The following is a 12630-nucleotide window of genomic DNA, read 5'->3' on the forward strand; positions in this document are numbered from 1 at the left end:
CACTGATGTGAACGCTCTGCTTCTTGCGGAAGCGGCGGAGGAGCAGCCCCCGCTCATCCCGCATCTCGACGAGCTCGTCATCGGCCTGATCGCCTTCGTCATCGTCTTCGGCTTCCTCGCCAAGAAGCTCCTCCCGAACATCAACAAGGTTCTGGTCGAGCGCCGCGAGGCCATCGAGGGTGGCATCGAGAAGGCCGAATCGGCCCAGATCGAGGCTCAGAGTGTGCTGGAGCAGTACAAGGCCCAGCTCGCCGAGGCCCGCCACGAGGCCGCGCGTCTTCGCCAGGAGGCGACGGAGCAGGGCACCGCGATCATCCAGGAGATGAAGGCGGAAGGCCAGCGCCAGCGCGAGGAGATCATCGCGGCCGGCCACGCGCAGATCGAGGCCGACCGCAAGGCCGCTTCCGCGTCGCTGCGTCAGGACGTCGGCAAGCTCGCCACCGACCTGGCCGGCAAGCTGGTCGGCGAGTCCCTCGAGGACACCGCCCGCCAGAGCCGCACCATCGACCGCTTCCTCGACGAGCTCGAGGAGAAGGCGGAGGCTGTCCGATGAACGGAGCGAGCCGCGAGGCACTGTCCGCCGCCCGTGAGTCCCTCGACGCGCTGACCGACAACACGCCGGTCGACGCGACGAAGCTCGCGGACGAGCTGGCCGCCGTCACCGCGCTGCTCGACCGCGAGGTGTCGCTGCGCCGGGTCCTGACCGACCCCGCGCAGTCGGGTGAGGCCAAGGCCGAGCTCGCGCAGCGACTCCTGCGCGGTCAGGTGGGCGGCGAGACCGTCGACCTGGTCTCGGGCATGGTCCGCTCCCGCTGGTCGCGCTCGCGCGACCTGGTCGACGCGACCGAGGAGCTGGCGAACACCGCCGACCTCACCGCGGCGCAGAAGGCGGGCGCACTCGACGACGTCGAGGACGAGCTGTTCCGGTTCGGCCGGATCGTGTCCTCCAGCAACGAGCTCCGCTCGGCGCTGACGGACAAGGCCGCCACGGCCACCGCCAAGGGCACGCTGCTCCGCAGCCTGCTCGGCGGCAAGGCCCACGCGACCACCGAGCGTCTGGTCGTCCGTCTCGTGACCCAGCCCCGGGGACGTAGCCTGGAAGCGGGACTCGAGTCCCTGTCCAAGCTCGCCGCGGCGCGCCGGGACCGGATGGTCGCCGTCGTCACCTCGGCGGTGCCGCTGTCGGACCGGCAGAAGCAGCGCCTCGGTGCCGTACTGGCGAAGCTGTACGGCCGCGAGATGCACCTGAACCTGGACGTGGACCCCGCGGTCCTCGGCGGGATCACGGTGCGCGTCGGCGACGAGGTCATCGACGGTTCCATCGCGGAGCGCCTCGGCGAGGCGACCCGTCGACTGGCCGGCTGACGGCAGCGACCACAGCAGCACAGCAACACAGCATGACAAGCGGCCCGGTTGGGCCGTGCAGAGATTGCAGAAGATTCCTGGGGGTCGGCCCCCAGACCCCTTAAGAAACTTCGGGCCCAACAAGGAGAGCAGGGAACCCAGATGGCGGAGCTCACGATCCGGCCGGAGGAGATCCGGGACGCGCTGGACACCTTCGTCCAGTCGTACCAGCCGGACGCGGCCTCGCGCGAGGAGGTCGGCACGGTCAGCCTGGCCGGTGACGGCATCGCGAAGGTCGAGGGTCTTCCCTCGGCCATGGCGAACGAGCTGCTGAAGTTCGAGGACGGGACCCTCGGTCTCGCGCTGAACCTCGAAGAGCGCGAGATCGGTGCAATCGTCCTCGGCGAGTTCAGCGGCATCGAGGAGGGTCAGTCGGTGCAGCGCACCGGCGAGGTCCTCTCCGTCGGTGTCGGTGAGGGCTACCTGGGTCGCGTCGTCGACCCGCTCGGTAACCCGATCGACGGTCTCGGCGAGATCGCGACCGAGGGCCGCCGTGCCCTCGAGCTGCAGGCCCCGGGCGTTATGGCCCGTAAGTCGGTGCACGAGCCGATGGAGACCGGCTACAAGGCCGTCGACGCCATGACGCCGGTCGGCCGTGGTCAGCGTCAGCTGATCATCGGTGACCGTCAGACCGGCAAGACCGCTCTGTGCGTCGACACGATCATCAACCAGCGCGACAACTGGCGCTCGGGCGACGTGAACAAGCAGGTCCGCTGCATCTACGTCGCCGTCGGCCAGAAGGGCTCGACCATCGCGTCGGTCCGTGCCGCCCTGGAAGAGGCCGGCGCGCTCGAGTACACGACGATCGTCGCCGCCCCGGCGTCCGACCCGGCCGGCTTCAAGTACCTGGCGCCGTACACCGGTTCCGCCATCGGTCAGCACTGGATGTACCAGGGCAAGCACGTCCTGATCGTCTTCGACGACCTGTCGAAGCAGGCCGACGCCTACCGCGCCGTGTCGCTGCTGCTGCGCCGCCCGCCGGGCCGTGAGGCCTACCCGGGTGACGTCTTCTACCTGCACTCCCGTCTCCTCGAGCGCTGCGCGAAGCTCTCGGACGAGCTCGGCGCGGGTTCGATGACCGGTCTGCCGATCGTCGAGACGAAGGCCAACGACGTCTCCGCGTTCATCCCGACCAACGTCATCTCCATCACCGACGGCCAGTGCTTCCTGGAGTCCGACCTGTTCAACGCCGGCCAGCGTCCGGCCCTGAACGTCGGTATCTCGGTCTCCCGAGTCGGTGGCTCCGCCCAGCACCCGGCCATGAAGCAGATCGCCGGCCGCCTCCGCGTGGACCTGGCCCAGTTCCGTGAGCTGGAGGCCTTCGCGGCCTTCGGTTCCGACCTGGACTCGGCCTCGAAGGCGCAGCTGGAGCGTGGTCAGCGCATGGTCGAGCTGCTCAAGCAGGCTCAGTACCAGCCGATGCCCACCGAGAACCAGGTCGTCTCCGTCTGGGCCGGCACCACCGGCAAGATGGACGACGTCCCGGTCGCCGACATCCGTCGCTTCGAGGCCGAGCTCCTGGCGTACCTGCGCCAGAACCACTCCGGTCTCATGACCTCCATCCGTGAGGGCAAGAAGATGTCGGACGACACCCTGACGGCCGTCGCCGACGCCATCGCGGAGTTCAAGCAGCAGTTCGAGACGTCTGACGGCAAGCTGCTCGGCGCGGACGCCCCCGCCGTCAACGTCTCGAAGTGACGACGGAAGGGACCTGACTCATGGGAGCGCAGCTCCGGGTCTACAAGCGTCGCATCAAATCCGTCACCGCGACGAAGAAGATCACCAAGGCGATGGAGATGATCGCCGCCTCGCGTGTCGTCAAGGCGCAGCGCAAGGTGCAGGCGTCGACTCCGTACGCGACCGAGCTCACGCGCGCGGTCACGGCGGTGGCCACGGGTGCGAACGACAAGCACCCGCTGACCACCGAGGCGGAGAACCCGAGCCGTGCCGCGGTCCTGCTCCTCTCGAGCGACCGCGGTCTGGCCGGTGCCTTCAACTCCAACGCCATCAAGGCGGCGGAGAAGCTCATCGCGAAGCTGGAGGGCGAGGGCCGCACGGTCGACATCTACGTCGTCGGCCGCCGTGGTGTCTCGCACTTCAACTTCCGTGAGCGGAAGCTGACCGACACGTGGACCGGCTTCACGGACGAGCCCACGTACGCGGACGCCAAGAAGATCGCGGCACCGCTGATCGAGGCGATCGAGAAGGACACGGCCGAGGGTGGTGTGGACGAGCTCCACATCGTCTACACCGAGTTCGTCTCGATGATGACCCAGACGGCGGTCGAGGCCCGGCTGCTGCCCCTCAGCCTCGACGAGGTGGCGAAGGAGGCCGGCGAGCCGGACACCCTCCGTCCGCTGTACGACTTCGAGCCGTCGGCGGAGGACGTCCTGGACGCCCTTCTGCCGCGCTACGTCGAGAGCCGTATCTACAACGCGCTGCTCCAGTCGGCTGCCTCCAAGCACGCCGCCACGCGCCGCGCGATGAAGTCGGCCACCGACAACGCGGGAGACTTGATCAACAACCTCTCCCGACTTGCCAACGCGGCCCGCCAGGCCGAAATCACCCAGGAAATCAGCGAGATCGTCGGTGGCACCGCAGCCCTGGCCGACGCGACCGCGGGGAGTGACAAGTAATGACGACCTCTGTTGAGACGGCCGCCGCCACGGGCCGCGTCGCCCGGGTCATCGGCCCGGTCGTCGACGTGGAGTTCCCCGTCGACGCGATGCCGGAGATCTACAACGCCCTGCACGTCCAGGTCGCCGACCCGGCCGAGGAGGGCGCGCTCAAGACGCTGACCCTCGAGGTCGCGCAGCACCTCGGTGACGGCATCGTCCGCACCATCTCGATGCAGCCCACCGACGGTCTGGTCCGCCAGGCCCCCGTGGTCGACACCGGCGACGGCATCACGGTGCCCGTCGGCGACGTCACCAAGGGTCGCGTGTTCAACACGCTGGGCCAGATCCTGAACGAGCCCGAGGCCGAGTCCGAGGTCGGCGAGCGCTGGTCCATCCACCGCAAGGCCCCGGCGTTCGACCAGCTCGAGTCGAAGACCGAGATGTTCGAGACCGGCCTGAAGGTCGTCGACCTTCTCACCCCGTACGTCAAGGGTGGAAAGATCGGTCTGTTCGGTGGTGCCGGTGTCGGCAAGACCGTTCTGATCCAGGAAATGATCATGCGTGTGGCGAAGCTGCACGAGGGTGTTTCCGTGTTCGCCGGTGTCGGTGAGCGTACGCGTGAGGGCAACGACCTCATCGCGGAGATGGAGGACTCGGGCGTCCTCGACAAGACCGCCCTTGTCTTCGGCCAGATGGACGAGCCCCCGGGCACCCGTCTCCGTGTGGCCCTCGCCGGTCTGACCATGGCGGAGTACTTCCGCGATGTGCAGAAGCAGGACGTGCTGTTCTTCATCGACAACATCTTCCGCTTCACGCAGGCCGGTTCCGAGGTCTCGACCCTGCTCGGCCGCATGCCCTCCGCGGTGGGTTACCAGCCGAACCTGGCCGACGAGATGGGTCTCCTCCAGGAGCGCATCACCTCGACCCGTGGTCACTCGATCACCTCGATGCAGGCGATCTACGTCCCCGCCGACGACCTCACCGACCCGGCGCCGGCGACCACCTTCGCCCACCTCGACGCGACGACGGTTCTCTCCCGTCCGATCTCCGAGAAGGGCATCTACCCGGCCGTGGACCCGCTGGACTCCACGTCCCGGATCCTGGACCCGCGCTACATCGCGCAGGAGCACTACGACGCCGCCACGCGCGTCAAGGGGATCCTGCAGAAGTACAAGGACCTCCAGGACATCATCGCGATCCTCGGTATCGACGAGCTGAGCGAGGAGGACAAGCTCGTTGTCCACCGCGCCCGCCGTGTCGAGCGCTTCCTGTCCCAGAACACCCACGCGGCGAAGCAGTTCACCGGCGTGGACGGTTCGGACGTTCCGCTCGACGAGTCGATCGCCGCGTTCAACGCGATCTGCGACGGTGAGTTCGACCACTTCCCGGAGCAGGCGTTCTTCATGTGCGGTGGCCTTGAGGACCTCAAGAACAACGCCAAGGAGCTCGGCGTCTCCTGAGCCCCGTGCTCGCCCGAGGGGGACGGGATCCGTCCCGTCCCCCTCTCCACGCCCCCTAGAATTGACCCCAACACCCGGCACGACCGCCGGGTGGTGACCCGAGGAGCCACCCTTGGCTGCTGAGCTGCACGTCGAGCTGGTCGCCGCGGACCGGAGTGTCTGGTCCGGCGAGGCCACCCTGGTCATCGCGCGTACCACCTCCGGCGACATCGGCGTCATGCCCGGCCACCAGCCGCTGCTCGGTGTGCTGGAGTCGGGCCCGGTGACCATCCGTACGAGCGAGGGCGGGACCGTCATCGCCGCCGTCCACGGCGGATTCATCTCGTTCGCCGACGACAAGCTGTCCCTGCTCGCGGAGATCTGCGAGCTGGCGGACGAGATCGACGCCCAGCGTGCCGAGCGCGCGCTGGAGCGTGCGAAGACGGAGTCGGACGCCGCCGCCGAGCGGCGCGCCGAGGTCCGGCTGCGCGCGGTAGCGGTCCGCTAGCGGACCGCACCGAGTAGGAGTGCCCTCAGCCGCGGCACGATCCGGAATTTTCCGGACCGTGTCGCGGCTGAGGCGATGCAGATGCAGGTTGTATTCGGTTCTGCCGGCCGTGCCGGCCACGGGACGCAGCGAGGAGGTCGGTGAAGATGTTCCTCGCTCTGCTCGTGTGCGGCATCGTCGTCGCACTGGTGGTGATCGGGCTCTTCGTCTTCGGCTTGCGCCGGAGACTGATCCAGCGCGCCGGCGGCACCTTCGACTGTTCGCTGCACTGGAACGTCCCCGACGAGCCGGATCCCACCGGCAAGGGCTGGGTGTACGGCGTCGCCCGCTACAGCGGTGACGAGATCGCCTGGTTCCGTGTCTTCTCGTACTCGCCCCGCCCGCGCCGGGTCCTCGCGCGCTCGTCCATCGTGGCCCTGGAGCGCCGGATGCCGGAGGGCGAGGAGGAGCTCGCGCTGCTCTCCGACTCCGTGATCCAGCCCTGTATGTACGAGGGCGTCCGCCTGGAGCTCGCGATGAGCGAGGACGCCCGGACGGGTTTCATGGCCTGGCTGGAGGCGGCGCCTCCTGGGCAACGGGTGAATGTCGCTTAGATTCCTTGCCCGTTGAATGGGGGTCCCCCCGGACGAAGTCTGGGGGAGGGTCAATGTCGCCTGAGGCATGAAGAAGCGGGGACGGCGTGCTGCGTCGTCCCCGCTTCTTTTTTCGTGCCCTAGCTCAGGCCGGTGTTGATGGCGCCGACCAGCTCGCCGTTGCTGGTGTCACCGCTGAACTCCCAGAAGAACGCTCCGCCGAGGCCCTGGTTCTTGGCCCAGCTCATCTTCGAGTTCACGGTGGCGGGGGTGTCGTAGCTCCACCAGTTGGTGCCGCAGTGGGCGTACGCCGTGCCCGCGACGGTGCCGTTGGCCGGGCAGGAGTTCTTGAGGACCTTGTAGTCCTCGATGCCCTGCTCGTACGTGCCCTGCGCCGGGCCCGTCGCCGTGCCGCCGGGGGCGGACTGGGTGACGCCGGTCCAGCCGCGGCCGTAGAAGCCGATGCCGAGCAGCAGCTTGCTGGCGGGGACGCCCTTGGCCTTGAACTTGGCGATCGCCTCGGCGGAGTTGAAGCCCGCCTGCGGGATGCCGGCGTACGAGGTGAGCGGGGAGTGCGGGGCCGTCGGACCCTGCGCCGCCCAGGCGCCGAAGAAGTCGTACGTCATGACGTTGAACCAGTTCATGTACGGCGCGGCGCCCGCGTAGTCGGAGGCGTCGATCTTGCCGCCGGCGGAGGCGTCGGCCGTGACGGCCGCGGTGACCAGGGCGTTCGCGCCGAACTTGGCGCGCATGGCCTGCACCATGTTCTTGAAGGCGGCCGCGCCGCTGGTGTCGCAGGACAGACCGCAGGCGTTGGGGTACTCCCAGTCCAGGTCGATGCCGTCGAAGACGTCGGCCCAGCGCGGGTCCTCGACCAGGTCGTAGCAGGACTGGGCGAAGGCGGCCGGGTTCTGCACGGCCTGGCCGAAGCCGCCGGACCAGGTCCAGCCGCCGAAGGACCAGATGACCTTGATGTTCGGGTAGAGCTTCTTCAGCTTGCGGAGCTGGTTGAAGTTGCCGCGCAGCGGCTGGTCCCAGGTGTCGGCGACGCCGTCGACGGACTGGTCGGCGGTGTAGGCCTTGTCGTAGTCGGCGTAGGAGTCGCCGATGGTGCACTTGCCGCCGGTGACGTTGCCGAAGGCGTAGTTGATGTGGGTGATCTTGGACGCGGAGCCCGAGGTCACGATGTTCTTCACGTGGTAGTTGCGGCCGTAGACGCCCCAGTTGGTGAAGTAGCCCATCTTCACGACGTTCGGGGGCGGGGTGCCGCCGCCTCCGCCCGTGGTGTGGACGGCGACCGGTCCGGCGGCGGGGCCGGTCTGGTCGATGGTGTCGCGGGCGACGACCGTGTACGAGTAGTCGGTGCCGGCGGTGAGGCCGCTGTCCGTGAAGGTGAGGCCGGTGGTGGTGGTCACCTTGGTGCCGTCGCGCAGCACGTCGTAGTTCTTGACGCCCTTGTCGTCGGTGGCCGCGGTCCAGGTGAGCTTCGCCGAGGTGTCGGTGACGTTCGAGGCGACCGGGGTGCCGGGGGCCGAGGGCGGGTTGTCGCCCGGCTGGGTGGTGCCGTCGCAGGGAGTGCCGTTGATCTTACAGCCGCTGGGCGCGCCGGGGCCTGCGCCGTTGTAGCCGAAGGAGACGGAGGCGCCGGGGGCGAGGGTGCCGTTGTACGACTTGTTCTTGGCGGTCCAGTGGGTGCCGGAGCTGGTGACGTCCGCGTCCCAGGCGGAGGTGACGGCGGTGCCGGAGGGGTAGTCCCACTCGACGGTCCAGGAGTTGATGGTGGTGGTGCCGGTGTTCTTGATGGTCCAGTTGGCGCCGAAGCCGGTGCCCCAGTCCTGGGTCTTGGTGTAGGTCGCGGTGGCCGATGCGGCGGCCTCGGCGGGGGAGGCGAGGCCGACCATGGCGGCCAGGGGCAGGATCAGGGCGGTCAGTCCGGCGGCGGTCCGGTGTCTGAACCCTGCTCTGCGCGTCGGTGCTTGAGTGCTCAACGGTGCTCCTCAAGTTGCGGACGGACAAGGTGGGGGTGGTCCGAAGGTGCGCGCGCCCCGCGAGCGTAGGAAGGTCTGGACCAATCGTCAAGAGGTCCAGACCAACGTCGGCAAAGATCTGCTAAATCCCCAACTCCTGTGCCAATACGGCCGCTTGGACCCGGCTCCGCAGCTCCAGCTTCCCGAGCACCTTGCTGACGTGCGTCTTCGCCGTCGCCTCCGCCATGTCCAGGCGTACCGCGATCTCCGCGTTCGACAGACCCAGGCCGAGCGCCGACAGCACCTCCCGCTCCCGGGGCGTCAGCACGTCCAGTACGGCCGCGTCCGCCACCGGACGGCTCGGAGCCGCGAACTCCGCGATCAGCCGCCGCGTCACCGCCGGGGCGATCAGCCCCTCGCCGCGCCCCACCGTCCGCACCGCCGTGATCAGGTCCTTCGCGTCCGTGTCCTTCAGCAGGAAGCCCGAGGCCCCGGCCCGCAGTGCCCCGAAGACGTACTCGTCGAGGTCGAAGGTCGTCAGGACGAGCACGTCGGCGAGACCCTCCGACACCACCAGACGGGTCGCCGTCACCCCGTCCATCCGGGGCATCTGCACATCCATCAGGACCAGGTTCGGGCGCAGTTCGCGGGCGAGCTCCACCGCCCGCTCGCCGTCCGCGGCCTCGCCGACCACCTCGATGTCCGGCGCGCTGCCCAGGATCAGCACGAGCCCCGCCCGTACCGCCGACTGGTCCTCGGCCACCACCACCCGGATCGTCATGCGTTCCCCGCCTTCTCGTCCGCGGGCAGCACGGCCCGCACCTGCCAGACCGCTCCCGCGGCCGCCGCCCGGAACTCCCCGCCGAGCAGCTCCGCGCGCTCTCGCATCCCCACCAGACCCGAACCCGTCCCGGGCGCCGACGGCCCCGGCCGCTTCCCGTACGGCGAGTCGACGGCCACCGTCAGGACCCCGTCGCTCCGTCCCACCCGCACGGTGACCGTACCGGGGGAGGCGTGCTTCACCGCGTTGGTCAGGGACTCCTGCACGATCCTGTACGCGGCCAGCTCCACCGGCGCCGGCAGGGCGGCTCCGTCCGGGGGCCGGGTGTCCTCCAGTACGAACTCCAGACCGCCGGACGAGCCGTTGGTACGGGCCCGGGCGAGCAGACCGTCCAGCGCGTCGAGGCTCGGCACCGCCCCCGGCTCCCCGTCCCCGCTGCTGTCCCGGAGCAGCCCGATCAGCCGCCGCATCTCGGCGAGGCCCGCCACGCTGTTCTCCCGGATCACCGTCAGGGCCTGCCGGGTGGTGGTCGGTTCGTCGAGGGAGAGCGCGGCCGTGGAGTGGATCGCGATCGCCGACAGGTGGTTCGCCACCATGTCGTGCAACTCCCGTGCCATCCGTGCCCGCTCGGCCACCACCGCCTGCGCCCGGTCCATCTCGGCGAGCAGCGCGGTCTGTTCGGCCCTCAGCCGGGCGGCGTCCGCCGCCTCCCGGTGGTTGCGGACGATCGCGCCCGTGATCGCCGGGAGGAAGGAGATCATGCCGGTGATGACCCCGACGAGCAGCGCGTAGGCGTTCTGCCACCAGACCAGGAAGCCGATCGTCACCCCGACCGTGACCAGGCCGGTGGAGTACGGGACGCGGCGGGCGTGGGCGGTCGGCCCGTACACGACGGCCGCGTAGACGACGTCCGTGAACATCAGGACGGTGGCCAGGCTCCCGTACGTGAACTGGTCCGCGACGATCGCGAGCGTGCCGACGGTCAGCGCCGCCCGGGGCGCCGTCCGGCGCACCGCCTCGCACCCGGCCATCACCACGAGCGGCACCAGGGTCGCCCAGCGCTCGGTGAACAGCCGGTCCACCTGGGTGTGCAGGCCGAAGAACCAGAGGAGCAGACCACCTACGAGGCCGATGGCGGCGATGAGCAGGTCGACGCGGTGCGGGCGGGGGAGTGTCACGTACTCATCCAACACGGCGCCACGCGCGCGTACCTCCTCGCTCGGGCCGATCCGTCCCTCCATCGAAGGATGTAGACGCGGTTCCTCATCGGCGACGACGAACCGGGCGCGGACCCACGGGACGCTGAAGGGGCACCGAAAGGGGAACCGCCGTGATCGTCACGCTGATCGTCATCTGCGAGGTCGGCTTCTGGGTCCTGCTGGCCGCCGGCCTCGCCACCCGCTACCTCCTGAAGATGCCCCGGACGGGTATGGCACTGCTGCTGTGCGAGCCGCTCCTGGAGGTCGTGCTCCTCGTCGTCACCGCGATCGACCTCAAGAACGGCGCCGATCCCGGCTGGGAGCACGGCCTCGCCGCCCTCTACATCGGTTACACCGTCGGCCACGGCCACCGCACCGTGAAGTGGCTCGACGGGCACGCCGCCCACCGCCTCGGCGGCGGCCCGCCGCCCCCGAAGCCGCCCCGGTACGGCATGGCGCGCGCCCGCCACGAGGGCAGGGTCTGGCTGGGCTCGCTGGTGGGCGGCGCCGTCGCCACCGTCCTGCTGCTCCTCGCGGTCTGGTACGTCGGCGACGCCGGGAACACCGACAGCCTCTGGAGCTGGATGTTCGCCGCCTGGCGGGCGGTCGGCATCCACGGCCTGATCGCGCTCAGCTACCTGATCTGGCGGAAGAAGGACCCGGACTCCGGTTCAGCGGTCGCCGCCCGGGACCCAGAGCACGTCCCCGACCTCCTTGTTCGCGGTGCGGGCAAGAATGCTGCATCCCCCGGGGGACAACCCCCGGACCCCCGGCAAGGGCATGCCCGGAATTCGGCCTAGCGATCTCCGCCGGGCACCCAGAGCACGTCACCGACCTCCTTGTTGGCCGTCCTGGCCAGGATGAACAGAAGGTCGGAGAGCCGGTTGAGATAGGTGGCCGTCAGGGCGTTCATCGTCTCGCCGTGCACCTCCAGGGCCGCCCACGTGGAGCGCTCCGCCCGCCGGACCACCGTGCAGGCCTGGTGCAGCAGGGCCGCCCCGGGCGTGCCGCCCGGCAGGATGAAGGAGCGCAGCTTGTCCAACTGCTCCAGGAAGCGGTCGCAGTCGGCCTCCAGCTTGTCGACGTAGGACTGCTCGACGCGCAGCGGCGGGTACTCGGGGTTCTCCACCACCGGCGTGCAGAGGTCGGCGCCCACGTCGAAGAGGTCGTTCTGGATCCGGACCAGGACCTTCACCAGCTCCTCGTCGAGCTGCCCGAGGGCGATGGCCGTCCCGATGGCGGCGTTGGCCTCGTTGGCATCGGCGTAGGCCGAGATCCGCAGATCCGTCTTGGCGGTCCGGCTCATGTCGCCGAGCGCCGTGGTGCCCTTGTCGCCGGTACGGGTGTAGATGCGCGTCAGATTGACCATGGGTCCAGCGTAGTTACGCTCCGGCGCTCCGGAACGTGCGTGTGCCGACCGTCACGGCGAGCGCCGTCAGTCCGAGGGCGACGAGCGCCCCGTACAGCATGGTCGGCGTCGTGTAGTGGCCGGTGTACGCCTCCCGGACCGCGTCCACCAGATAGCGGAACGGCATGAAGTGCGAGAGCACGTCGAGCCAGCCGGGGGCGAGGGCCATCGGCAGCATCAGGCCCGAGAGCAGCATCGCCGGCATCGCGAGCGTGTTGATCGCGGGGCCGAACTCCTGCGGGGTGCGCAGCTTCAGGGCGAGCGCGTACGAGAGGGAGGCGAGCGCGGCGGAGAGCAGGGCGACGAAGCCGAAGCCGGCGAGGATCCCGGCGACGGGTGCCCGCAGGCCCATGGGGATCGCCACCAGGACGAGCAGGACGGCCTGGAAGACGAAGAGCGCGGCGTCCCGCAGGACCCGGCCGAGGAGCAGGGCGAGCCGGCTCACCGGGGTGACCCGCATCCGGTCGAACACGCCCCAGTTCTTCTCCATGATGATCGAGAAGCCGGCGAACGAGGCGCCGAAGAGGCCGAGCTGGAGCAGCAGGCCGGGGACGAGGATCTGCCAGGAGTCGCCCTCGCGGCCCAGCGGGAGGCCGGTGAGCAGCGGTCCGAAGAAGAGCAGGTAGAGCAGCGGCATCAGGGCGCCGAAGAAGATCTGGAACGGGGAGCGCAGGGTCTGGCGGGCGTAGCGCCCGAAGAGCAGCGCGGTGTCGCGGAACAGCATCACGGGTCTC

The 12630-nt window shown here is 69.4% G+C and carries 13 protein-coding genes; 8 read left to right on the plus strand and 5 right to left on the minus strand.

All coding sequences use genetic code 11. The features are described from left to right. The first annotated feature begins 7 nt into the window (after nucleotides 1-7). From SVTN_RS25880 to SVTN_RS25910, 7 genes are all read left to right on the plus strand, one after another. A complete protein-coding gene (locus tag SVTN_RS25880; RefSeq protein ID WP_041131254.1) occupies nucleotides 8-553 on the plus strand; it encodes a F0F1 ATP synthase subunit B in 546 nt (181 codons plus the stop codon). Next, nucleotides 550-1365, plus strand: a complete 816-nt coding sequence (locus SVTN_RS25885; protein ID WP_041131255.1) for a F0F1 ATP synthase subunit delta — start codon at nucleotides 550-552, stop codon at nucleotides 1363-1365. Before SVTN_RS25880 ends, SVTN_RS25885 begins: the two co-directional genes overlap by 4 nt. A gap of 141 nt (nucleotides 1366-1506) precedes the next feature. Continuing rightward, nucleotides 1507-3102 (plus strand): F0F1 ATP synthase subunit alpha, encoded by a 1596-nt coding sequence (atpA, locus tag SVTN_RS25890; protein ID WP_041131256.1) that lies wholly within the window; start codon nucleotides 1507-1509, stop codon nucleotides 3100-3102. A 20-nt stretch (nucleotides 3103-3122) separates the two neighbouring features. Beyond that, nucleotides 3123-4040, plus strand: a complete 918-nt coding sequence (locus SVTN_RS25895; protein ID WP_041131257.1) for a F0F1 ATP synthase subunit gamma — start codon at nucleotides 3123-3125, stop codon at nucleotides 4038-4040. Continuing rightward, a complete protein-coding gene (gene atpD / locus SVTN_RS25900; protein ID WP_041131258.1) occupies nucleotides 4040-5482 on the plus strand; it encodes a F0F1 ATP synthase subunit beta in 1443 nt (480 codons plus the stop codon). Before SVTN_RS25895 ends, atpD begins: the two co-directional genes overlap by 1 nt. 112 nt (nucleotides 5483-5594) lie before the next feature. Next, nucleotides 5595-5969 carry a F0F1 ATP synthase subunit epsilon gene (locus tag SVTN_RS25905; RefSeq protein ID WP_041131259.1) on the plus strand — a complete coding sequence of 125 codons (375 nt, stop codon included), beginning with the start codon at nucleotides 5595-5597 and terminating at the stop codon, nucleotides 5967-5969. Nucleotides 5970-6115: 146 nt separating this feature from the next. Next, on the plus strand, nucleotides 6116-6562 hold the full coding sequence (locus tag SVTN_RS25910; protein ID WP_041134253.1) for a DUF2550 domain-containing protein: 447 nt from the start codon (nucleotides 6116-6118) through the stop codon (nucleotides 6560-6562). A gap of 119 nt (nucleotides 6563-6681) precedes the next feature. Here SVTN_RS25910 and SVTN_RS25915 read toward each other — a convergent pair whose 3' ends face one another. From SVTN_RS25915 to SVTN_RS25925, 3 genes are all read right to left on the minus strand, one after another. After that, on the minus strand, nucleotides 6682-8529 hold the full coding sequence (locus SVTN_RS25915) for a glycoside hydrolase family 18 chitinase (protein ID WP_041131260.1): 1848 nt from the start codon (nucleotides 8527-8529) through the stop codon (nucleotides 6682-6684). A gap of 121 nt (nucleotides 8530-8650) precedes the next feature. Next, the gene (locus tag SVTN_RS25920) at nucleotides 8651-9289 is read right to left on the minus strand and encodes a response regulator (protein WP_041131261.1); all 639 of its coding nucleotides are present in this window, start codon (nucleotides 9287-9289) and stop codon (nucleotides 8651-8653) included. Then, nucleotides 9286-10467, minus strand: a complete 1182-nt coding sequence (locus SVTN_RS25925) for a sensor histidine kinase (protein ID WP_041134254.1) — start codon at nucleotides 10465-10467, stop codon at nucleotides 9286-9288. Before SVTN_RS25925 ends, SVTN_RS25920 begins: the two co-directional genes overlap by 4 nt. Nucleotides 10468-10619: 152 nt before the next feature. Between SVTN_RS25925 and SVTN_RS25930 the strand changes: the two genes are divergently transcribed. After that, nucleotides 10620-11288, plus strand: coding sequence for a hypothetical protein (locus SVTN_RS25930; protein WP_078908500.1), 669 nt, complete (start codon nucleotides 10620-10622; stop codon nucleotides 11286-11288). Here SVTN_RS25930 and SVTN_RS25935 read toward each other — a convergent pair. Together SVTN_RS25935 and SVTN_RS25940 are read right to left on the minus strand one after the other, a co-directional pair. Then, entirely contained in the window at nucleotides 11285-11857 is a 573-nt protein-coding gene (locus tag SVTN_RS25935; RefSeq protein WP_041131262.1) for a cob(I)yrinic acid a,c-diamide adenosyltransferase, read from the minus strand. The genes SVTN_RS25930 and SVTN_RS25935 overlap by 4 nt on opposite strands. A gap of 13 nt (nucleotides 11858-11870) precedes the next feature. Then, a complete protein-coding gene (locus SVTN_RS25940) occupies nucleotides 11871-12620 on the minus strand; it encodes an ABC transporter permease (protein ID WP_041131263.1) in 750 nt (249 codons plus the stop codon). Nucleotides 12621-12630 lie beyond the last annotated feature (10 nt).

It is taken from the genome of Streptomyces vietnamensis, assembly GCF_000830005.1.
Taxonomy (GTDB): domain Bacteria; phylum Actinomycetota; class Actinomycetes; order Streptomycetales; family Streptomycetaceae; genus Streptomyces; species Streptomyces vietnamensis.